20 protein-coding genes, 1 pseudogene and 1 other annotated feature are annotated in these 20,949 nt (G+C 53.0%); of the genes and pseudogenes, 14 read left to right on the forward strand and 7 right to left on the reverse strand.

The window, feature by feature from the left end; translation table 11 throughout:
* Positions 1-25: 25 nt before the first annotated feature.
* The gene (gene sohB, locus DES54_RS10865; RefSeq protein WP_113867272.1) at positions 26-1,072 is read right to left on the reverse strand and encodes a protease SohB; all 1,047 of its coding nucleotides are present in this window, start codon (positions 1,070-1,072) and stop codon (positions 26-28) included.
* A 360-nt stretch (positions 1,073-1,432) separates the two neighbouring features.
* Here sohB and DES54_RS10870 point away from each other — a divergent pair, with 360 nt between their 5' ends.
* Both DES54_RS10870 and cobO read left to right on the forward strand, forming a co-directional pair.
* Positions 1,433-2,194, forward strand: coding sequence for a YciK family oxidoreductase (locus tag DES54_RS10870; RefSeq protein WP_113867274.1), 762 nt, complete (start codon positions 1,433-1,435; stop codon positions 2,192-2,194).
* 17 nt (positions 2,195-2,211) lie between these two features.
* On the forward strand, positions 2,212-2,802 hold the full coding sequence (gene cobO, locus DES54_RS10875) for a cob(I)yrinic acid a,c-diamide adenosyltransferase (RefSeq protein ID WP_113867276.1): 591 nt from the start codon (positions 2,212-2,214) through the stop codon (positions 2,800-2,802).
* Between the two features lie 56 nt (positions 2,803-2,858).
* Here the strand turns inward: cobO and rluB are convergent, their stop codons facing one another.
* From rluB to rnm, 3 genes are all read right to left on the reverse strand, one after another.
* Positions 2,859-3,743: a 23S rRNA pseudouridine(2605) synthase RluB gene (rluB, locus tag DES54_RS10880; protein ID WP_113867330.1), complete on the reverse strand. Its 885-nt coding sequence runs from the start codon at positions 3,741-3,743 to the stop codon at positions 2,859-2,861.
* A gap of 186 nt (positions 3,744-3,929) precedes the next feature.
* Positions 3,930-4,550: an L-threonylcarbamoyladenylate synthase gene (locus DES54_RS10885; protein WP_113867332.1), complete on the reverse strand. Its 621-nt coding sequence runs from the start codon at positions 4,548-4,550 to the stop codon at positions 3,930-3,932.
* Positions 4,551-4,575: 25 nt separating this feature from the next.
* Positions 4,576-5,472 (reverse strand): RNase RNM, encoded by an 897-nt coding sequence (gene rnm / locus DES54_RS10890; RefSeq protein ID WP_113867334.1) that lies wholly within the window; start codon positions 5,470-5,472, stop codon positions 4,576-4,578.
* Between the two features lie 247 nt (positions 5,473-5,719).
* Positions 5,720-5,824 (forward strand) — a sequence feature (Trp leader region).
* 35 nt (positions 5,825-5,859) lie between these two features.
* On the opposite strand from rnm, the gene DES54_RS10895 reads away from it, so the two are divergent.
* The 5 genes and pseudogenes from DES54_RS10895 to trpA all read left to right on the forward strand — a co-directional run bounded on the left by DES54_RS10895 (position 5,860) and on the right by trpA (position 12,476).
* A complete protein-coding gene (locus DES54_RS10895; RefSeq protein WP_113867336.1) occupies positions 5,860-7,422 on the forward strand; it encodes an anthranilate synthase component 1 in 1,563 nt (520 codons plus the stop codon).
* Positions 7,422-9,046, forward strand: a pseudogene (gene trpD / locus DES54_RS18920) (bifunctional anthranilate synthase glutamate amidotransferase component TrpG/anthranilate phosphoribosyltransferase TrpD). Before DES54_RS10895 ends, trpD begins: the two are co-directional and overlap by 1 nt.
* Positions 9,047-9,050: 4 nt before the next feature.
* Positions 9,051-10,430: a bifunctional indole-3-glycerol-phosphate synthase TrpC/phosphoribosylanthranilate isomerase TrpF gene (gene trpCF / locus DES54_RS10910; protein ID WP_427846326.1), complete on the forward strand. Its 1,380-nt coding sequence runs from the start codon at positions 9,051-9,053 to the stop codon at positions 10,428-10,430.
* 46 nt (positions 10,431-10,476) lie between these two features.
* Positions 10,477-11,667: a tryptophan synthase subunit beta gene (gene trpB / locus DES54_RS10915; protein WP_113867282.1), complete on the forward strand. Its 1,191-nt coding sequence runs from the start codon at positions 10,477-10,479 to the stop codon at positions 11,665-11,667.
* Positions 11,667-12,476 carry a tryptophan synthase subunit alpha gene (gene trpA, locus DES54_RS10920; RefSeq protein ID WP_113867284.1) on the forward strand — a complete coding sequence of 270 codons (810 nt, stop codon included), beginning with the start codon at positions 11,667-11,669 and terminating at the stop codon, positions 12,474-12,476. The genes trpB and trpA overlap by 1 nt, the downstream gene beginning before the upstream one ends.
* 63 nt (positions 12,477-12,539) lie before the next feature.
* Here trpA and ompW read toward each other — a convergent pair whose 3' ends face one another.
* Positions 12,540-13,175, reverse strand: a complete 636-nt coding sequence (ompW, locus tag DES54_RS10925) for an outer membrane protein OmpW (protein ID WP_113867286.1) — start codon at positions 13,173-13,175, stop codon at positions 12,540-12,542.
* A gap of 286 nt (positions 13,176-13,461) precedes the next feature.
* Between ompW and DES54_RS10930 the strand changes: the two genes are divergently transcribed.
* From DES54_RS10930 to yciA, 4 genes are all read left to right on the forward strand, one after another.
* Positions 13,462-13,827, forward strand: a complete 366-nt coding sequence (locus DES54_RS10930) for a YkgJ family cysteine cluster protein (protein WP_113867288.1) — start codon at positions 13,462-13,464, stop codon at positions 13,825-13,827.
* Positions 13,828-13,921: 94 nt separating this feature from the next.
* Complete coding sequence (locus tag DES54_RS10935) at positions 13,922-14,671, forward strand: YciC family protein (protein WP_113867290.1); 750 nt, start codon at positions 13,922-13,924, stop codon at positions 14,669-14,671.
* A 192-nt stretch (positions 14,672-14,863) separates the two neighbouring features.
* Positions 14,864-15,424, forward strand: coding sequence for a septation protein A (locus DES54_RS10940; protein ID WP_113867292.1), 561 nt, complete (start codon positions 14,864-14,866; stop codon positions 15,422-15,424).
* A gap of 68 nt (positions 15,425-15,492) precedes the next feature.
* Positions 15,493-15,918, forward strand: coding sequence for an acyl-CoA thioester hydrolase YciA (gene yciA, locus DES54_RS10945; protein WP_113867294.1), 426 nt, complete (start codon positions 15,493-15,495; stop codon positions 15,916-15,918).
* A 97-nt stretch (positions 15,919-16,015) separates the two neighbouring features.
* Here yciA and tonB read toward each other — a convergent pair whose 3' ends face one another.
* Positions 16,016-16,780: a TonB system transport protein TonB gene (gene tonB, locus DES54_RS10950; protein ID WP_113867296.1), complete on the reverse strand. Its 765-nt coding sequence runs from the start codon at positions 16,778-16,780 to the stop codon at positions 16,016-16,018.
* Positions 16,781-16,984: 204 nt separating this feature from the next.
* Between tonB and DES54_RS10955 the strand changes: the two genes are divergently transcribed.
* Positions 16,985-17,281, forward strand: a complete 297-nt coding sequence (locus tag DES54_RS10955; protein ID WP_113867298.1) for a YciI family protein — start codon at positions 16,985-16,987, stop codon at positions 17,279-17,281.
* Positions 17,282-17,422: 141 nt separating this feature from the next.
* Positions 17,423-19,084 (forward strand): methyl-accepting chemotaxis protein, encoded by a 1,662-nt coding sequence (locus tag DES54_RS10960; protein ID WP_113867300.1) that lies wholly within the window; start codon positions 17,423-17,425, stop codon positions 19,082-19,084.
* A gap of 12 nt (positions 19,085-19,096) precedes the next feature.
* Here the strand turns inward: DES54_RS10960 and DES54_RS18485 are convergent, their stop codons facing one another.
* Complete coding sequence (locus tag DES54_RS18485) at positions 19,097-19,273, reverse strand: YciY family protein (RefSeq protein ID WP_147247283.1); 177 nt, start codon at positions 19,271-19,273, stop codon at positions 19,097-19,099.
* A gap of 195 nt (positions 19,274-19,468) precedes the next feature.
* On the opposite strand from DES54_RS18485, the gene cls reads away from it, so the two are divergent.
* Positions 19,469-20,929 (forward strand): cardiolipin synthase, encoded by a 1,461-nt coding sequence (gene cls, locus DES54_RS10965; protein ID WP_113867302.1) that lies wholly within the window; start codon positions 19,469-19,471, stop codon positions 20,927-20,929.
* Positions 20,930-20,949: the final 20 nt, after the last annotated feature.

Consider the following 20,949-nt stretch of genomic DNA (forward strand, 5'->3'; position numbering starts at 1 on the left):
GACGGCGATTTCGGCGCTCAATGCTTTACAGCAGCGGGTTATTTCCACGCTGCCACCAACGCAGCATCAAACGCTCCGTGGTTTCCCCGGCGCTGCCCATCAGACGATCAATCAGGCGTTTACGACGCGAGTAACGGACACTGAGAACCTCGTGATTCTCCAGTTCGGCAATCAGCAAATCATCACTGGTGCCGATCGCGTCAACCAGCCCCAGGTCTTTGGCCTGAGAACCAAACCAGTGCTCGCCGGTTGCGACGGCGTCAATATCCAGAGCAGGACGCATATCCTGTACAAACTGCTTGAACAACTGGTGCGTGACGTTTAGATCCGCCTGAAATTTCTCCCGTCCGGCTTCAGTGTTTTCACCAAACAGGGTCAACGTGCGTTTGAACTCGCCCGCGGTATGCAATTCAACGTCAATATCCTTGTTCTTCAATAAGCGATTGAAGTTGGGGATTTGCGCGACCACGCCAATCGACCCCATAATGGTAAAGGGCGCGGCAACAATGCGATCGGCCACACACGCCATCATATATCCCCCGCTGGCGGCCACTTTATCAACCGCGACCGTCAGGCGCACGCCGCCCTGACGCAAGCGTTGCAGTTGTGATGCGGCCAGCCCATAGCCATGAACCACGCCCCCGGGACTTTCCAGACGCAGCAGCACTTCATCCTGCGGTTTCGCCACCGCCAGCACAGCGGAGATCTCCTCACGTAACGAGCTCACCTCGCCGGCATCCATGTTGCCGTTGAAATCCAGTACATAGAGGCAAGGTTTGACTCTTTTCCCCTCTCCTCGCTTCGCACGCTGTTTATCCTGTCTGGCGGACGCTTTTCCTTTCTTTTTTTCCTGTTTGAATAACAGCTTACGCTCAGCGTCATTCATGCAGGCCGCTTGCATTTCCCGTTGCATCTCCCGGTACTGTTCGCTCAGATTAACCACCTGCAACTCACCTTTCTGCTGGCGCTTGCGCTGCGACAGACCGAATGCCAGAACCACCAGCGCGCCGAACGCCACCACGATGGTGAGCGCTTTAGCCAGGAATAAACCATACTGAGAAAGTAATTCCACAAATACCGCCCTCATTAAACAGAGTATTGAATAGGATGTTGATTATGCTAAACAACGACGACGTCAGCGTTGTGCGCTAAACCTTTAAGCTAACTGATGCCGCGCCATAAGGCGAAGTTATTCACAGCATTTGCCTGCTTTCCGCTGTTTTTTGCCGCACCCGCCATAAGAAATGGCGCCGCTCTGATTGAAAACGCGTGTTATTTAAGGCATAACTCCCTCATTCTCATTTCTCATCCCGATTGGATTTTAAGCCGGATACCGGGCAGTACCGCGATGGCATACCGCTCAGTCAAGGTATCGGGCAGGTTTGTTATCTGAAACGCGGTATCCCTATCGCCGCGGTAAGAGGAATTTTCCGTGCACTATCAGCCCAAAAACGACCTGCTGCAAGATCGCATCATTCTGGTCACCGGCGCAGGCGACGGTATCGGTCGCGAAGCGGCCCTGACCTATGCCCGCTTCGGCGCGCGTCTTGTGCTGTTTGGCCGAACAGAAAGCAAACTTCAGGCCGTGAAACAGCAAATCTTGCAGGCGCATGGCGCAGAACCCTACATCATTGTCTGCGACATGCTGACCGCTGATTCCGAACAGTTTTTCCACATTGCCGACCAACTGGCGCGGGCGATCCCGCATCTGGATGGCGTGCTGCACAACGCCGGCTTGCTTGGCGACATCGCCCTGATGACGGAGCAAATTGTCGATACCTGGCATCAGGTCATGCAGGTCAACGTCAATGCGACGTTTATGCTGACCCAGGCGCTGTTGCCGTTATTACTGAAATCACCCAACGCGTCGCTGATTTTCACCAGTTCCAGTGTCGGGCGTCAGGGCCGTGCCGGTTGGGGCGCTTACTCGGTATCCAAATTCGCGACCGAAGGCATGATGCAGGTGCTGGCGGAAGAGTATCGCCACAGTCATCTGCGCGTAAACTGCATCAACCCCGGCGGGACGCGTACCGCCATGCGCGCCAGCGCCTTCCCGGAAGAAGACCCGGATAAACTGAAAACGCCGACGGATATCATGCCGCTGTACCTTTATTTGATGGGTGACGACAGCCGCCGGAAAACCGGTATGAGCTTTGACGCCCAACCCGGCAGAAAAGCCGGGGCCTCCGAATAACCAAACGAGAATATCAGATGACCGATGAACGTCACCAACAGCGTCAGCAACGCATTAAAGAACGCGTGGACGCCCGTATTGCCGCCGCCAGTGAAATCCGCGGCATCCTGATCATTTTTACAGGAAACGGAAAAGGAAAAACCACCGCCGCCTTTGGTACGGTGACCCGCGCCATCGGTCACGATTTGCGCGCAGGCGTGATTCAGTTTATCAAAGGCGACTGGGCGAACGGCGAAAAGAACCTGTTGCAGAAACACGGCGTAGAGTTTCAGGTCATGGCTACCGGCTTTACCTGGGAAACCCAGAATCACCAGACAGACACCGCGGCGGCGTTGAGCGTCTGGCAACACGGCAAGCGTATGCTGGCTGATCCGCAATTGGATCTGGTGGTGCTGGATGAACTGACTTACATGGTAAGTTATGGTTATCTGGAACTGGATGAGGTGGTTGACGCCTTGAACCAGCGCCCTGCCGGACAAACCGTGATTATCACCGGACGTGGCTGTCATCGGGATTTACTGGACATGGCCGATACCGTGACTGTGATGCGTCCGGTCAAACACGCGTTTGATGCGGGTATCAAAGCTCAACAGGGAATTGACTGGTAAACACAGCCGTTGCGCGTGATCGCCGAACCAGCGGAAATCACGCGCAACGCAGGAGATTAAGCGTTACGTCTGGATTTTGGCGAGGCGCGTCTGGCCGGCGCCGAACTAATCTGACTATGGCGTTTAACCGCCCGGCGAATTTGATTGGCTTTTACACCGCGCCGCTCCCGCTCAACAGGCAGTTTGGTTACGGTTTCCGGCGGCAACTGCACCAGTTTACGCAGGTAGTTGACGTCGTCGAGCGTCATTTCCGTCCAGCCGCCGCGCGGCAAACCTTTAGGCAGTTGAATGTCGCCGTAACGCACGCGGATCAAGCGGCTAACCTGAACGTCCACCGCTTCCCACAGACGACGAACCTCACGGTTACGCCCTTCTGTCAGCGTCACGTTATACCACTGGTTAAGCCCTTCGCCGCCTTGATAACGGATGGTGCGAAATGACGCGGGGCCGTCTTCCAACTGCACGCCGCGACTGAGTTGTTTGATCTTCTCATCGTTGATTTCGCCAAACACCCGCACCGCGTATTCACGCTCGACTTCATGGCTGGGGTGCATCAGACGATTGGCCAGTTCGCCATCGGTGGTAAACAGCAGTAAGCCGGACGTGTTTACGTCCAGCCGCCCTACCGCCACCCAGCGAGAACCCTGAATTTTCGGTAACCGATCAAATACGGTAGGACGACCATCTGGATCGCTGCGCGTACACAGTTCGCCTTCCGGCTTGTAATAGATCAGTACGCGGCAAACTGTTTCCTCGGTTTCCTTAACGGAAACCACGTGGCCGTCAATACGAATTTTGGTGGCTTTCGTCACTTCAACACGGTCACCCAGCGTGGCGATTTTGCCATCAACGCTAACGCGTCCCGCCTGGATAATACCTTCAATTTCACGACGCGAACCGTGACCTGCGCGCGCCAGAACTTTCTGTAGCTTTTCGCTCATTGAGCAACCTCTGAGTGTCGCCTTCCCAGGCGTCGGGGGGAATAACAAAACGCTGATATAATTCAGTGAATTACGTAGAAATAATGCGTTATAAAAAATACTGGCCCGATTATACAGTGATTCACGCCGTTTGTATGCCAATTCATTTGCGGACTGATAGTTGCTGTTGTCTGGGTAGCGCCGCACTTACAGGAATGGCGTGATATCGCCCGTACCTTCGCGAGTAATTTTCGGCGACGACTCGGTTAAATCAATCACGGTGGTTGGCTGTTGCCCAAGAAAACCGCCATGAATGATCAAATCCACCTGTTTGCCCAGCGTTTCCTGTATTTCCTCTGGATCGGATTCGGCAAAATCATTGCCCGGCAGCATTAAGGTAGTGGACATCATCGGTTCATTCAATACCGCCAGCAACGACAAGGCGATAGGATTGGACGGTACGCGCAGTCCTATCGTCTTGCGTTTTTCATTCATCAGACGACGAGGAACTTCTTTGGTCGCTTTCAGAATAAAGGTGTAGTTGCCGGGCGTATTGTTTTTAATCAGGCGAAAGGCGGTGTTATCAACGTAAGCATACGTGGACAATTCGGACAGATCGCGACACATCAGCGTAAAGTTGTGATTGCTGTCTAATGAACGAATACGGCAGATACGCTCCATGGCGTTCTTGTCGCCCAGCATGCATCCCAGTGCGTAACCGGAATCGGTAGGATAGACAATCACGCCGCCTTTATGTAGAAAGTCCACGGATTGCGTAATCAATCGCAATTGTGGATTCTGCGGATGAATATAGAAAAACTGACTCATGACATGACCTATTTCAAAATGTTTTTCATGTGTGACCGCCACATCCGCTTTGCGTCAACGCCGGGTGTCGCCAGACAGGTTCAACATCGGCAGGCAGCCACAATTTCCGTCCTAGCTCAATCCAGGCGCAGGGTTGATGGAAGTCCGATCCCTGCGACCCCAGCAAGTTAAAATCGCGGGCATAACGCGCAAGCTGGGTACGCTCATCAGGTGCTTGCTGACATTGGGCGACTTCCATCGCCTGGCCGCCGTTTTCGGCAAACGCGGCTAGCAGGCGTTTCAGCCATTTGGCGGTCAGATCGTAACGTCCTGGGTGGGCCAAAACCGAAACGCCGCCAGATTGATGAATAGCATCAATCGCTTGCTTTATTGTACACCACTGTGGCGCAACGTAACCGGTTTTCCCCTTCGCCAGATATTTCTTGAATACCTGACTGATATTCGCGGCAACGCCAAGTTCAACCAGATAACGGGCAAAATGCGCGCGGGTGATCTGACCGCCCGACGCCAGACGACTCGCACCGGCCAGCGCCGCCGGGATGCGGGCTTTCTCCAGTCGGATAGCGATTTGCTCCGCCCGTGCCTGGCGGGATTGCGCCTGCTGTTGCAACAGGGCGCACAAAGCGGGGTGTTCGATATCCATTCCCAGCCCCACTATATGAATTTCGTGATTTTCCCACCGCGTGGAAATCTCTACGCCGGTAACCAGCCGTAGCGGTAATTGCTGATGTTCAATCGCATGGCGGGCTTGCGCCAGCCCACGGGTGGTATCGTGATCGGTGATTGCCAGCACGCTCACCCGCATCGCCACCGCACGGGCGACCAGTTCGGCTGGCGTCAATAAACCGTCCGATGCGCTGGTGTGGCTATGCAGATCATAGAGTTGAAACGACGACAACGTTGATTGAGATTCTTCCGGCACAAATGTATCCAACATGATGGCTAGGCATAGGTAAGGCGGCATGATGCCACTAATGCATGTTAAATGGTAATTTCATGCCTTATGACCGCATTCGGCCGTTCAATAAAATAATGTTATTCCTGATGTTGACTTTTGAATCATGAACTAGTTAACTAGTACGCAAGCTTGATTCACCAATCGTGAGATGACGATAATGACTATGCAACCAATGGCCATACAACAAATAACTACGCAACAGATGATGACATTTGGTTGGTGGCGCTCTTCCCTGTCGCGGGTGGAGTAGTCACGCATAGCGTTTATCGCAACATGCAGATATTCCCAGGCCCGCCTACCCAGCGGGCTTTTTTATGGACTCAATGATACGGAATGATACAGGTCGCAATGATGCAAACAACAAAACCAAAACTGGAACTGCTGCGTACCGAGGCCGTCTATCGCAACGACCCAAGCGCGATTTTCCATCAATTGTGCGGGGCCAGACCAGCGACGCTGCTGCTGGAATCCGCGGAGATAGACAGCAAAGCCAACCTGCAAAGTCTGTTGATCGTCGATAGCGCCTTACGCATTACCGCGCTGGGCCAGCAGGTTTCAGTACAGGCGCTGACGGCAAACGGCGCGGCATTGCTCCCGTTACTCGATACCGCGCTGCCGGAAGCGGTACTCAATCAACATCGCCCGAACGGACGCGAACTGACGTTCCCCGATACGGATACGCTTCAGGATGAAGACGCCCGCCTGCGCGCCTTGTCCGTTTTTGATGCCTTACGTCAGATTCTGATATTGGTCGACAGCCCGAAAGATGAACGTGAAGCCCTATTTCTCGGCGGGCTGTTTGCCTACGATCTGGTTGCCGGTTTCGAATCGCTGCCCGCACTGAGTCAACAACAACGCTGCCCGGATTTTTGCTTCTATCTGGCGGAAACCTTATTGATTCTCGACCATCAAAAACAAGTCACCAGATTACAGGCCAGTCTGTTTACTCCGGATAATGCCGAACGGCGCCGCCTGCAACATAGACTGGAACAGTTGCAGCAGCAATTGACCCATTCGGCGCCGGCGTTACCGCATCAGTCAATCGAAAATATGACGTTAAGCTGCAATCAGAGCGACGAAGCCTTCGGTGAAGTGGTCAGCCAGATGCAACAGGCGATCCGCATCGGCGAAATATTTCAGGTTGTGCCTTCGCGCCGCTTCTCATTACCCTGCCCGTCCCCGCTGGCCGCCTATCACACGCTGAAAGCGCATAATCCCAGCCCCTATATGTTTTTCATGCAGGATCAGGATTTCACCCTGTTCGGCGCTTCACCGGAAAGCTCATTGAAATACGATGCCGACAGCCGTCAGATTGAAATTTACCCGATTGCCGGTACGCGTCCTCGCGGTCGGCGGGCGGACGGTTCCCTGGATCGCGATCTCGACAGCCGTATCGAACTCGAAATGCGCACCGACCATAAAGAATTGGCGGAGCACCTGATGCTGGTCGATCTGGCGCGTAACGATCTGGCGCGTATCTGTGAACCGGGCAGCCGTTATGTCGCCGACCTGACCAAAGTCGACCGTTATTCCTTCGTCATGCATCTGGTTTCGCGCGTGGTCGGAACGTTGCGCGCGGATCTGGATGTATTGCATGCCTACCGCGCCTGTATGAACATGGGCACGCTGAGCGGCGCACCGAAAGTCCGCGCCATGCAGTTGGTCGCCGACAGCGAGAAAACCCGGCGCGGCAGCTACGGCGGCGCGGTGGGTTATTTTACGGCCCACGGCGATCTGGATACCTGTATCGTTATCCGCTCCGCCTACGTCGAGGATGGCATCGCCACCGTTCAGGCAGGCGCGGGCGTAGTGCTGGACTCGATCCCACAGGCGGAAGCCGATGAAACACGCAATAAAGCCAGGGCGGTACTGCGGGCCATCGCCAGTGCGCACCATGCCAGGGAGATATTCTAATGGCCGATATCCTATTGATTGATAATATCGATTCTTTCACCTACAACCTGGTGGATCAGTTGCGCGCCAGCCAGCACAATGTGGTGATTTACCGCAACCAGATACCTGCCGATGCGATTTTTGAACGCTTGCAGCAGATGGAAAAACCGGTTCTGATGCTCTCCCCCGGTCCCGGCACCCCGGCAAAAGCCGGTTGCATGCCGCAACTGCTGCAACGTCTGCGTGGCCGCTTGCCGATTATCGGCATCTGCCTCGGCCATCAGGCGATTGTCGAAGCCTACGGCGGTCATGTCGGTCAGGCAGGCGAAATTCTGCACGGCAAAGCATCGGTCATTGAGCATGACGGGCTGGGCATGTTCAACGGCTTACCCTCGCCGCTGCCGGTCGCCCGCTACCATTCGCTGGTTGGCAGCAATATCCCCGCCTCGCTGACCGTCAATGCGCGCTTTAATGACATGGTCATGGCGGTGCGCAATGACGCAGACCGCGTTTGTGGTTTCCAATTTCACCCCGAATCAATTTTAACCACTCACGGTGCGCGTTTGCTGGAGCAAACGCTGGACTGGGCTTTGGCGTAAGGATGGACTCGATTATGCAAAATACATCTCCCGTACAATCTAATTCTTTACAACCCATACTGGAAAAATTATACCGCGGTGAAAATATCAGCCGACAGGAAAGCCAGGATCTGTTTACCGCGATTATTCACGACGAACTGCAAGCCAGCCAATTGGCGGCGGCGTTGATCAGCATGAAGGTGCGCGGCGAACATCCTGATGAGATCGCGGGCGCGGCGGCGGCATTATTGGCGGACGCCCAGCCGTTTCCCCGGCCGGATTATCTTTTTGCCGACATTGTCGGCACCGGCGGCGATGGCACCAACAGCATCAATATTTCGACGGCCAGCGCCTTTGTCACGGCCTGTTGCGGTCTGAAAGTGGCCAAGCACGGTAATCGCAGCGTCTCCAGCCGTTCAGGTTCATCCGATTTGTTGTCCGCCTTTGGCATCAAACTCGACATGTCGGCGCAAGCGGCGCGTCAGGCGCTGGATGATCTGGGCGTCTGTTTTCTGTTCGCACCGCACTATCATCTGGGCTTCCGTCATGCCATGCCGGTGCGTCAGCAATTGAAAACCCGCACGCTATTCAATGTGCTGGGGCCGTTGGTCAACCCCGCCCGCCCGCCGCTGGCGCTGATCGGCGTCTATAGTCCGGATCTGGTGCGCCCCATCGCCGAAGCGCTACGGATGCTGGGCTATCAGCGCGCTGCCGTGGTGCATGGCGGCGGCATGGATGAAGTCGCCATTCATGCGCCGACGCAGGTTGCGGAACTGAATGACGGCAAAATCGAAACATACCAACTGACGCACCGCGATTTCGGTCTGGACAGCTATTCGATATCGTCATTGCAGGGCGGAACGCCGGAGGAAAATCGTGATATTCTGGTGGCGCTGCTGCAAGGCCAGGGCGAACGCGCGCACGACGCGGCCGTCGCCGCCAACGTCGCGTTGTTGATGCGCTTGTTCGGGCAGGAAAATCTGCGGCAGAATGCGCAACAGGCGCTGGAAGTCATACACAGCGGACAGCCTTATCAACGCGTTATTGACCTGTCGGCCAGAGGATAACGATGTGATACAGGAAACCGTTCTGAATAAAACGATTCTGGGTAAAATCGTGCGTGATAAAGCCCTGTGGGTTGAAGAACGCCAGCAAAAGCAGCCGCTGTCTAGCTTTCAACATGAGATCGCGCCAAGCCAGCGTGATTTCTATCAGGCGCTGCGACAGAATAAGCCCGCGTTTATTCTGGAGTGCAAAAAAGCCTCGCCATCAAAGGGGCTGATTCGTGATGATTTCGATCCCGTCGCCATCGCGCAGGTTTATCAGGACTATGCCTCCGCTATTTCAGTCCTGACCGATGAAAAATATTTTCAGGGCGATTTTGCGTTTCTGCCACGCGTCAGCGCCGCGGTGCCGCAACCCGTCCTGTGCAAGGATTTCATCATTTCGCCCTACCAGATCTATCTGGCGCGTTACTATCAGGCCGATGCGATTCTGCTGATGCTATCGGTGCTTGATGACGAGCAGTATCGGCAGTTGTCCGCTATCGCCCATAGCCTGAAGCTGGGCGTACTGACCGAAGTCAGTAATGAAGCGGAATTGCAGCGGGCGATCCAGCTTGAAGCGCGGGTGGTGGGGATCAACAACCGGGATTTGCGCGATTTGTCCATCGATCTCAACCGTACCCGGACGCTGGCGCCGCGTCTGCCCGCCGGCGTGACGGTGATCAGCGAATCCGGCATTAATCGTTATGCGCAAATACGCGAGTTGAGCCAGTTCGCCAACGGTTTTCTGATCGGCAGTTCATTAATGTCCGAACCCGATCTGAGCATGGCGGTGCGCCGTATCAGTCTGGGAGAGAACAAAGTCTGTGGACTTACCCGCCCTGAGGACGCGCAGGCGGCCTATCGCAGCGGCGCGATCTTCGGCGGCTTGATTTTTGTGGCTGCTTCTGTGCGTCATGTTGATCTGGCACAAGCGAAAAACATAATTGCCGCTGCCCCGCTGCGCTATGTCGGCGTGTTCCGCGATGCGCCGGTTGACGAGATCGTCGCTATCGCCGAACAGCTTAAATTAGCTGCGGTTCAGCTTCACGGACAGGAAGACCAGCAAACCCTTTCACAGCTTCGCCAGCAGTTGCCCGCCGCCTGTCAGATCTGGAAAGCGCTGAGCATTCAGGGAGAACTGCCCGCCCGCAATCTGCAAAATGTTGATCGCTATTTACTGGATAACGCGCAGGGCGGCAGCGGTCAAACATTTGACTGGTCGCTGCTCGACGGCGAATCGCTGGATAATGTCATGCTGGCCGGTGGATTGAACGCCGAAAACGTGGCGCAGGCAGCGCAGTTCGGCGCGCTGGGGCTGGATTTTAATTCCGGCGTTGAAAGTCAACCCGGCAAAAAAGATCCGCATAAAATCGCGGCGGTTTTCAAGGCATTGCGCACGATATAAACCAACCGCATAACACTCGATACGACAAATTAAAGACAGGAATACTATGACGTTACTTAATCCTTACTTTGGTGAATTCGGCGGGCAGTATGTCCCGCAGATCCTCATCCCGGCGTTGCGCCAACTGGAAGAAGCCTTTGTCAGCGCGCAACAAGATCCTGCTTTTCAGGCTAAATTTTTTGATCTGCTGAAAAACTACGCCGGTCGCCCAACCGCGCTGACCTTATGTAAAAACCTGACGGCCGGCACGCGCACTAAGCTGTACCTGAAACGTGAAGATCTGCTGCACGGCGGCGCGCACAAAACCAACCAGGTACTGGGTCAGGCGTTGCTGGCCAAACGTATGGGCAAAAGCGAAATCATCGCCGAAACCGGCGCGGGACAGCATGGCGTCGCTACCGCGCTGGCTTGTGCTTTGCTGGGATTGAAATGCCGCGTTTACATGGGCGCCAAAGACGTCGAGCGCCAATCACCCAATGTCTTCCGTATGCGTTTGATGGGCGCGGAAGTGATCCCCGTGCACAGCGGTTCCGCCACCCTGAAAGATGCCTGTAACGAAGCGTTGCGCGACTGGTCAGGCAGCTACGATAATGCTCATTACCTGTTGGGAACGGCGGCTGGCCCGCATCCTTTTCCGACCATCGTGCGTGAGTTCCAACGGATGATCGGTGAAGAAATCAAAGCCCAGTTGCAGGAAAAAGAGGGTCGTCTGCCAGACGCGCTGCTGGCTTGTGTGGGCGGCGGCTCTAACGCCATTGGCATGTTCGCCGACTTTATCGACGAGACGTCAGTACGGCTGATTGGCGTCGAACCTGCCGGTTTGGGTATTGAATCAGGACAACACGGCGCACCGTTGAAACATGGCCGCGTGGGGATCTACTTCGGTATGAAATCGCCCATGATGCAAACCGCCGACGGGCAGATTGAAGAATCCTACTCTATATCCGCCGGTCTGGATTTCCCATCCGTCGGGCCGCAGCATGCTTACCTGAACAGTACTGGCCGCGCCGATTATGTTTCCATCACCGATGATGAAGCCCTGGACGCCTTTAAAGCGCTTTCCCGTCACGAAGGGATTATTCCGGCGCTGGAATCGTCTCATGCGCTGGCCTACGCGCTCAAGATGATTAAAGAAGAGCCAGAGAAAGAGCAGATACTGGTGGTCAACCTGTCTGGCCGGGGAGATAAAGACATATTTACCGTTCACGATATTCTGAAAGATCGGGGAGAAATCTGATGGAGCGTTATCAACAGCTATTTAAACGTCTGGCGGATAAAAAAGAAGGCGCGTTTGTTCCCTTTGTCACGCTGGGCGATCCTTCTCCCGAACAATCGCTGAAGATTATCGATACATTGATTGCCGCGGGCGCCGATGCGTTGGAACTCGGTATCCCCTTCTCGGACCCGCTGGCGGATGGCCCAACCATTCAGGATGCCACGTTGCGCGCTTTTGCGGCGGGCGTGACGCCAGGCCACTGCTTCGAGATGCTGGCCGCTATCCGGCAGAAATACGCGGAAATGCCTATCGGTCTGTTGATGTACGCCAATCTGGTGTTCAGCAATGGTATTGATGCGTTTTATCAACGTTGCGCTGAAGTGGGTGTTGACTCGGTTCTGATTGCCGATGTTCCGGTAGTGGAATCCGCGCCTTTTCGGGCGGCGGCCCAGCGTCATGGTATCGCGCCGATTTTTATCTGCCCGCCGAATGCCGATGATGCGTTGCTGCGCGAAATTGCGTCCTATGGCCGTGGTTATACTTATCTGTTGTCACGCGCCGGGGTGACCGGGACGGAAAAACGGGCGCAATTGCCGCTGCATCATCTGGTCGCCAAATTGCAGGAGTATCATGCCGCCCCGCCGCTCCAGGGATTCGGCATTTCTGAACCGGCTCAGGTGCGTGAGTCACTCGCGACGGGCGCCGCAGGCGCGATCTCCGGCTCTGCCATTGTGCGTATTATTGAAAAGAATCAGCATCAACCGGCTGAAATGTTGTCTCAGTTAAACGCTTTTGTCAGCGAGATGAAAGCCGCGACGCGTTCGCAATAGTGATTGTTAGTTACTGACGATAAAACGGCGGATAGTATCCGCCGTTTTATTTCACTACCCGATTTAGAACCGATATCCGACGCCAAACATAAATGTCCACGGATCCAGCCGGGTTTTGATGGTTTGCTGCCCGGCGGTAGCATGGTTGAATTTCACGTCCGTATCAATATCCATCCACCACAGGGAAGCATTAATCAGCCAGTTTTTATCCAGGTTGTAATCCAACCCGGCTTGTGCGGCAAGCCCCCAGGAGTTTTTCAGACTCAGATCGCTCAGCCCGGCGTCTTTCCCGCGCTGATTGAATTTCTCATCGAAGAACATGGTGTAGTTCAGCCCCACGCCAAGATAAGGACGCAGCTTATCCGCTTTTTCACCGAAGTAATATTGCGCAACCAGCGACGGCGGCAGATGCTTGACTTCAGCGATAGTCCCCACGCCATTCAGTCCGACTTTATGGTTGAAAGGCGTGGCCGCCAACAACTCTACGCCAAAGTTGTCAGTCACCATATAGCTGAATGTCAAACCAAGCTGGGTGCTGTTATCAACGTTAAACGATCCCAGCCCCAACACGTTATCTGAGCCTTCTACTGGACGCACGGTCGCGGATCCCGCACGGACGATGAAATCACCGGCCTGATGCGCTTGTACGAATGATGGCACCAGTGTTGCCGCCAGTAATAAGAAAGACGCCTTTTTCATTACCCACTCCCTTTTTATGGTTTAAATTTCGAGCGAAATATACCTCGCCGTGGCTATGGTTGTTTTAAGCCAGATCACATCTTTTAAAGGTTTTTAGCAAAAAAAATGAAGCACATCAATTCATGCTAACTAATTAAAAATGAAAGAATTGATCCACATCAAAAACAGATATAAATACATAAAATGCGCATCAGGAAAATTAACCTCCCCTTAGTCCGAATTAGGCGGTAGATTTTCATTCCTGCTAATGTTGATTCAATGCCAGCCAGGGCGGTGGTTAAATCAAATGAGTGATAACACCTGTATGCGTTGCGGCGCTTGTTGCGCCTATTTCAGGGTGTCGTTTTACTGGGCCGAAGCCGATGACGGCGGCGGTTGCGTCCCCGCGCAACTCACCGAGCCACTTTCTCCTTTTCTTCGCTGCATGGCGGGAACCAACAGTCGAAAACCTCGTTGTACCGCCCTGATGGGAAAAATTGGCGAATGCGTTAGTTGCTCTATTTATATTAATCGCCCTTCGCCGTGTCGTGAGTTCGTACAATCTGGGGTGAACGGCCAGATCACTGACGCCTGTAACCGGGCGAGAGCGCATTACGGATTACCGCCACTGGCGAAAACAACGGCAGATCAAAGCGGGAAACGTAATAAATGACGACGTCGCAAAGCACACAGGGTGCCACACTGAGGCGTAACAGGTTACAATCAACGGTTAAGCCTGATTGATCATTTTACCTCAAGGAGTTTGCATGCCTATCACGGCTAACACTTTGTACCGTGACACAATGAACTTTACCCGTAATCAGTTCCTCAGCATTTTACTGATGGCACTGCTGACGGCGCTCATTACTGTCATTCTGAATCATGCTATGTCGCCCAGTAGTGAAGATTTACAGATATTGCAAAACGCGGACAGCGATTTGTCTTCCGTTGAACTGGGGATGATGGACTTGATCCAGCAAATGACGCCGGAACAGCAAACGATATTGTTGAAAATGTCGGCGGCTGGCACATTTTCAGCTTTGATTGGCAACGCCCTGCTTACTGGCGGTATTCTGATGTTGATTCAGATGGTTTCCGCGGGACATCGCACCAGTGCGTTGCGGGCGATTGGCGCCTCCGCTCTGGTATTGCCCCGCTTATTTCTGTTGATCCTGCTATGCACGCTGCTAATCCAGTTGGGTATGCTGTTTTTAGTCATCCCCGGCGTGCTGCTGGCCATCGCGTTAAGTATGTCGCCGATTATTGTCGTCACCGAGAAGCGTGGCGTCTTCTACGCCATAAAAACCAGCGCCCGGTTAGCCTATCGTAATTTTAAAATCACGGCGCCGGCGGTTATCCTTTGGTTATTGACTAAAATCGCCATTTTACTGCTGGTGACAAAACTGACTATGTTTTCTCCCACCATAATAGCGGTGATCCTGAACGGGCTGAGCAATCTGGTTTCCGCCATTATGCTGATTTATCTGTTCCGCCTTTATATGCTGCTGCGCACCTGATATCACGGCGTGCTGTAACATTACGGCACGCCTTTCCCCGTTCTCCCTGTGGCTGAAAGAATGGCCAATCGTAATTTTCTGCAAATTATTACAATATCTCGGGAACCGCGCACCACAATAAAGGATAATGACATCGTTATCAGATGATCGTTTGGTCATCATCAATACATTCTTGAGTGACGGATTGACATAATGAAGCAACTTCTTGATTTTATTCCGCTGGTCGTTTTTTTTGTGGTTTACAAACTGTACGACATCTACATTGCTTCAGGCGCGTTGATCGCCGCAACCGCGCTGGCGCTGGCGGTAACCTGGTTTGTGTACCGCAAGGTAGAAAAAATGATGCTGATCACCTTTGTGATGGTCGCCATTTTTGGGACGCTGACCCTGGTATTCCATAACGATCAGTTCATTAAATGGAAGGTCACCATTATCTATGGTCTGTTTTCCATCGCTCTGTTGGTAAGCCAGTTCGTCATGAAAAAAACACTTATCCAGAGAATGCTGGGCAAAGAGTTAACCTTGCCGCAAGCCGTATGGGGCAAGCTTAACTTCTCCTGGGCCATGTTCTTTCTGGCATGCGGATTAGTAAACATTTATATTGCTTTCTGGATGCCGCAAAGTGTGTGGGTAAATTTTAAAGTCTTTGGTCTGACAGGGTTTACCTTGCTGTTCACGCTGCTGTGTGGCATTTATATTTACCGGCACTTGCCCGGCGAAAACGAAAAGTCAGAAGAAGAAAGCAAGCAATGATACAGTTCGTCGTGACTGCTGACAACACGCATTAACTTGATATTTCGACCATATTTGATTGATACCATATGAGCAAACAAGACGTGTTACCTCAGGGCGAACTGGTGCTTCGCACACTGGCGATGCCAGCAGACACCAATGCGAATGGGGATATTTTTGGCGGCTGGTTGATGTCGCAGATGGACATCGGTGGCGCTATTTTGGCTAAAGAAATTGCGGAAGGCCGTGTGGTGACCGTCCGGGTGGACGGCATGTCGTTTTTAAAGCCAGTAGCGGTTGGCGATGTGGTGTGTTGCTACGCGCGCTGCCGACATACCGGGCGCAGTTCCATTAACATCAATATTGAAGTCTGGGTGAAAAAAGTGTCATCGGAGCCCATTGGTCAGCGTTATCGGGCAACAGAAGCGCTATTCACCTATGTCGCCGTTGATGAAGAAGGACGTCCGCGCGAACTGCCCGTTGGCAAAAGCAACTTTAATCCAGGTGAAGCGTAAATCGGCTGAAGCTGTAGATACATTTTCTCTGCGAATAATAGACGCCAAAAGAGCCGCAATTGCGGCTCTTTTCCCAACCATCATCACCAGCGCGCCGTTACTCCATAGCCGCCCCGCCGTCAATTTTAAAGACAATCGTGACCACCAGATCTTTACCGGGCTTGTTGGCTTCATAGCGCCATTTGCGCATCGCTTGCCGGATATCACGCTCGAACATATTGCGCGGCTCAGCGGAAAGTACGCGAACGTTATCAACCCGGCCAGAACTGTCGACGTCGAATTGCATTTTAACCCGGCCTTCTACCCGCAATGCAAAAGCACGCGCCGGATATTGCGGCTGAGTACGATTCAGCGGACGTGGCCCGCTCGACTGCGTATTCGCTGAAGGCGCCTGCTGAACTGGCGCATTGTTGACACTACGGGTTGGCGTTTCACTGGTGAACGGAGACGGCGGTTGTTTGTTGACGGTGGGCTCGCGTTTAACCGGTTTCGGTTCCTCAACCTTTTTCACTGGCTTGGGCTTGGGCTTTGGTTTCGGCTGAGGTTTGGGCTCCGGCAAAGGTACAGGAACCGGCTCAGGGATCGGTTCGGGTATTGGTTCCGGTTCCGGTAAAGGTTCTGGTGTCTGTTCGGGCTGTTTTATCGGTTCAGGTTCGGTAGGCGCGGATTTTGCCGCAGGCGCCGCCTCAAACGCCGCAGGATTCACCATCACCACACTGATCGGTTTCGCTTGCTGAGGCAGTTCAATCGCATTATTAAATGATGCGTACAGCAAGCCGGCAATCAGCGAACCGTGGATACCCACTGAAAGTATAAATGGCCATGAATAACGGCGGGTAATAAGAAACGTTGTATGCGGCATAGTATGTCTTTATCCTCTTATGCCGACCAAGTTTAAATGCAAATAGCAATCATATTCAATAACAACCCGAGTAATTGTTAAAAAAACCAATTCCAGTTGAACGAGCACGGTTGCACATTCTGAATAACAGGTTGCTTGTCCTGACGATTGCATCACGTATGATGGTTTATCCCGTTGTTTCATGTCTCTATTTGTGAGGTTTTTATGCTGTATGTTATTTATGCCGAGGATAATGTCGATTCGCTGGAAAACCGGCTGGCGGTAAGGCCAGACCACCTCGCCCGCCTGAATCAATTACGTGATCAGGGCCGGTTGCTCACCGCAGGGCCGACACCAGCCGTGGACAGTGAAAATCCAGGCAATGCCGGTTTTACGGGTTCAGTCGTCATCGCCGAGTTTGCGTCTCAGGATGAGGCAAACGCATGGGCGCAGGCAGACCCTTACATGATGGCCGGTGTTTATCGTCAGGTAACGGTCAAACCTTTCAAGAAAGTTTTTTAGTCTCCCGCCATTATCATGGTCATCTTGCTCGTGGTGACCATCACGCCGGACGCCCAAGTCTGTCCCTCGTGGAAAAGCTGAAATATTTTAGTCATTTAACCATGCTAGCTTGATGACTCTTCATGAGTAGAGAGTCACGACATGTTAACGTCCATTTTTTCTCGCCTTGGCATTTTAACGAAAAACCGCCACTGTCGGTTGGGCATCCTTTCTGGGTTACTACTGATTATCGGATTGTTTTCTTTATTACAGTTGATTTCGGTCGGCATCATTTCTCAAACCATGACGCAGGTAAAATTAGTGATTTCCGCCAATGATAATCTGATCCAACAGCAGGCGCTGATGGACAAAACCAGAATGGCCGTCATGAACGCCAGCGACAAGTTGAACCGCGCAGGCATTTACCTGCTGGTCGATAAGGAAACGGGATCGGAAGGCAGTTGGCACAGCCTGATGGATGAGGCCGAAGCCTCACTGGAACAAGCCAGAATCCATTATCAGTTACTGGAAAAATCCACCACCGATCTAAGCGATGAACAGCCGCTGAATAATCTGAAACAGAGTTATCGCCAGTTATACAACGGGCTGGTTGAACTGGCGCAAGGCATCAAAGCCACCAACGGAATTGATATTTTCTTCGCCATCCCCATTCAGGCGTATCAAAACGACTTTACTCAGAAATATGCGCGCTATCTGCAAAGCAACAGTGCGCTACAGAAACAACACGGACAACAATTTCTCGCCTCTCTCGACCGCACCCAACTGATATTCATGATTGTGCTGGGCGTATTACTGGCGCTATCCCTTGCCGTCGGGTTAGGCGTTAACCGGATAATTATCCGTCCGCTGACACGGATTATTCAGCATCTGCAACGTATCGCCGCGGGCGACCTGTCACGGTCGCTCCATCTGAAACACTCGACCATGCGGGAAATCAACCTGTTGCACGGCAACGTGATCCAGATGCAGAACGGACTGGTGGATCTGGTGAATCGCGTCCGTCAAAGTGTGGACAATATGATCACCCAGGTTGATAAAGTCGCTCAGGATAACCAGATGCTTTCCGAACAAGCCAGCAGGCAGTCTCATGAGTTAAAGGCGACCACCGAACATATTTTGCAATTGGGCCAACATCTCGAAAAAAACGCCGGACATACGCGGCAGGCCAGTCTGCACGCCACCGATGCCACCAATATTGCGATGCAAGGCGAAATGATGATGGATGAAGTCAAAGCAGCCATGTCGGACATCACCGGCAGAACACGGGAAATGACAGAGGCCATCGGCATGATTGAAAACGTGGCGTTTCAAACGCACATTTTATCCTTGAATGCGGCGATAGAAGCCGCCCACGCGGGGGAAATGGGGCGCGGGTTTTCCGTCGTCGCCCGCGAAGTAGGTACGCTGGCGTCACAAAGCAGTCATTCGGCGCAAAATATCAACGCGTTAATCCGGGATTCAGATCACAGCGTTGAAACCGGCACCCTGCTGGTGCAAAAACTGAATGACAGCTTGCAGGAAATCATCCATGCGGCAAAAGGCACCAGCACATTTTTAAGCGAAATATCTGAAATATCCTATCAGCAAAATGAGAGCATTCAGGAAGTGACCATTCGCATCAGCACGCTGAATGACAGCGTTCGACAGAATGCGGATCAGGTTGAAACCTCGGCGTTAACATTCTCCTCCCTGTTGCAACAAACCGAGCAACTCAATGCGACCGTTTCCCTGTTTCAGTTGCCTGCCGATGAAGAGACGCTCCCCCGTATGACCGGTAACACACTTATACCCGCGTTATCCTGATATCCGGGCGCGTTACCATTTATGCGTCACCGCAAATAACAACGCGCGCCATTGGTGCTTTTGTTGCAAATAGCGCGCATAGTGAATATGGCGGTAAGTTCGGGACTGCGCCTCCAGCCAGCGGCTTCTTCGACGCTGAACCTGACGTAACATGCGCCAACGGCTTACTTCATTGCGACTGCGTTTCATGCGTGTCACTATTCTCTCGGCAATGGGTGCCGAACATTATAGAAGCTTCCGATGGCGATCCAAGCCATGTTTAAATTTGTCTGAACTGAAAACCGCCAACCACCCTATGCTATTCAGACCAAAGGCGTTTCCCCTTTCATAAAACTATGCGTACACTTTACCGATATTTTACCACAGAGAATCTGTCTCGCCTCTATGACAACATTTTATACCGTAATAAGTTGGTTGCTTGTTTTCAGTTACTGGTTGCTGATCGCGGGGGTCACGCTGCGTATTCTGATGAAACGTCGGGCGGTGCCGTCGGCTATGGCCTGGTTGCTGGTCATTTATATCCTGCCACTTGTCGGTATTGTAGCTTATCTCTCATTTGGCGAATTGCATTTAGGTAAACGCCGGGCCGAACGCGCCAGTAAAATGTGGCCTTCCACGGCCAAATGGTTGCGCGAGTTAAAAGAATACCGGCGGATTTTTGCCACCGAAAACAGCCAGGTCGCCAGCGCGTTATTCCAACTTTGCGAGCGACGTCAAGGGATTGGTGGCGTCAAAGGCAACCAATTGCAATTGCTCACCACTTTCGAAGACACCATCAAGGCGCTATTGCGTGATATCAATCTGGCTCGTAATAACATCGAGATGGTGTTTTATATCTGGCAACCCGGCGGATTGGTGGAGCCGATCACCAGCGCGTTGATTGCCGCCTCGCGCCGCGGCGTACATTGCCGTATTTTGCTCGATTCGGCAGGCAGCGTTCGTTTCTTCCGCTATCAACATCCCGAACTGATGCGCACCGCGGGGCTCGAGGTGATCGAGGCATTAAAGGTCAACCTGTTCCGCGCCTTTCTGCGACGTATGGATTTACGCCAACATCGTAAAATTGTCCTGATCGATAATCGCATCGCCTATACCGGCAGCATGAATATGGTCGATCCGCGCTACTTTAAGCGGGATGCCGGCGTCGGACAATGGATTGATTTGATGGCGCGGATTGAAGGCCCGGTGGCGACCACGCTGGGGATCATCTACTGCTGCGACTGGGAAATGGAGACCGGCAAACGCCTTTTGCCGCCACCGCCGGATGTCAACGTGATGCCCTTTGAACAGGAAAGCGGCCACACCATTCAGGTGATAGCGTCCGGGCCGGGGTATCCAGAAGAAATGATCCACCAGGCGCTGTTGACCGCAGTCTATGCCGCCCGTACGCAGTTGATCATGACGACGCCCTATTTTGTCCCCAGCGACGATCTGCTGCATGCCATCTGCACCGCCGCCCAACGCGGCGTGGATGTCAGTATCATTGTGCCGTACAAAAATGACTCGATGTTGGTGGGCTGGGCTTGTCGCGCCTTCTTTACCCAACTGCTGGATGCCGGCGTGAAGATTTATCAGTTCAAAGACGGGCTGCTGCACACCAAAAGCGTTCTGGTCGACGGACAGTTGAGTCTGGTCGGCACCGTCAATCTCGATATGCGCAGCCTGTGGCTAAACTTTGAAATTACGCTGGTGATTGACGATGCCGGCTTTGGCAGCGATTTATCTTGTGTGCAGGAGGACTATATCGCCCGTTCCGCCTTGCTGGAACCGTCTCAATGGCAAAACCGACCATACTGGCAGCGAATTGTTGAGCGGCTGTTTTACTTTTTTAGCCCCCTGCTATAAATACCGCTTTCAGCATGTTT

The organism is Brenneria salicis ATCC 15712 = DSM 30166 (assembly GCF_003315515.1).
Taxonomy (GTDB): Bacteria; Pseudomonadota; Gammaproteobacteria; order Enterobacterales; family Enterobacteriaceae; genus Brenneria; species Brenneria salicis.

Bases quoted from the DNA above. Each gene is read 5' to 3' on its own strand.
- DES54_RS10940 (WP_113867292.1), top strand. From the start codon at position 14,864: ATGAAGCAACTTCTTGATTTTATTCCGCTGGTCGTTTTTTTTGTGGTT.
- cls (WP_113867302.1), top strand. From the start codon at position 19,469: ATGACAACATTTTATACCGTAATAAGTTGGTTGCTTGTTTTCAGTTAC.
- ompW (WP_113867286.1), bottom strand. From the start codon at position 13,175: ATGAAAAAGGCGTCTTTCTTATTACTGGCGGCAACACTGGTGCCATCA.
- DES54_RS10930 (WP_113867288.1), top strand. From the start codon at position 13,462: ATGAGTGATAACACCTGTATGCGTTGCGGCGCTTGTTGCGCCTATTTC.
- cobO (WP_113867276.1), top strand. From the start codon at position 2,212: ATGACCGATGAACGTCACCAACAGCGTCAGCAACGCATTAAAGAACGC.
- DES54_RS10955 (WP_113867298.1), top strand. From the start codon at position 16,985: ATGCTGTATGTTATTTATGCCGAGGATAATGTCGATTCGCTGGAAAAC.
- yciA (WP_113867294.1), top strand. From the start codon at position 15,493: ATGAGCAAACAAGACGTGTTACCTCAGGGCGAACTGGTGCTTCGCACA.
- DES54_RS18485 (WP_147247283.1), bottom strand. From the start codon at position 19,273: ATGAAACGCAGTCGCAATGAAGTAAGCCGTTGGCGCATGTTACGTCAG.
- rluB (WP_113867330.1), bottom strand. From the start codon at position 3,743: ATGAGCGAAAAGCTACAGAAAGTTCTGGCGCGCGCAGGTCACGGTTCG.
- tonB (WP_113867296.1), bottom strand. From the start codon at position 16,780: ATGCCGCATACAACGTTTCTTATTACCCGCCGTTATTCATGGCCATTT.
- DES54_RS10935 (WP_113867290.1), top strand. From the start codon at position 13,922: ATGCCTATCACGGCTAACACTTTGTACCGTGACACAATGAACTTTACC.
- trpB (WP_113867282.1), top strand. From the start codon at position 10,477: ATGACGTTACTTAATCCTTACTTTGGTGAATTCGGCGGGCAGTATGTC.
- DES54_RS10960 (WP_113867300.1), top strand. From the start codon at position 17,423: ATGTTAACGTCCATTTTTTCTCGCCTTGGCATTTTAACGAAAAACCGC.
- DES54_RS10885 (WP_113867332.1), bottom strand. From the start codon at position 4,550: ATGAGTCAGTTTTTCTATATTCATCCGCAGAATCCACAATTGCGATTG.
- DES54_RS10895 (WP_113867336.1), top strand. From the start codon at position 5,860: ATGCAAACAACAAAACCAAAACTGGAACTGCTGCGTACCGAGGCCGTC.
- trpA (WP_113867284.1), top strand. From the start codon at position 11,667: ATGGAGCGTTATCAACAGCTATTTAAACGTCTGGCGGATAAAAAAGAA.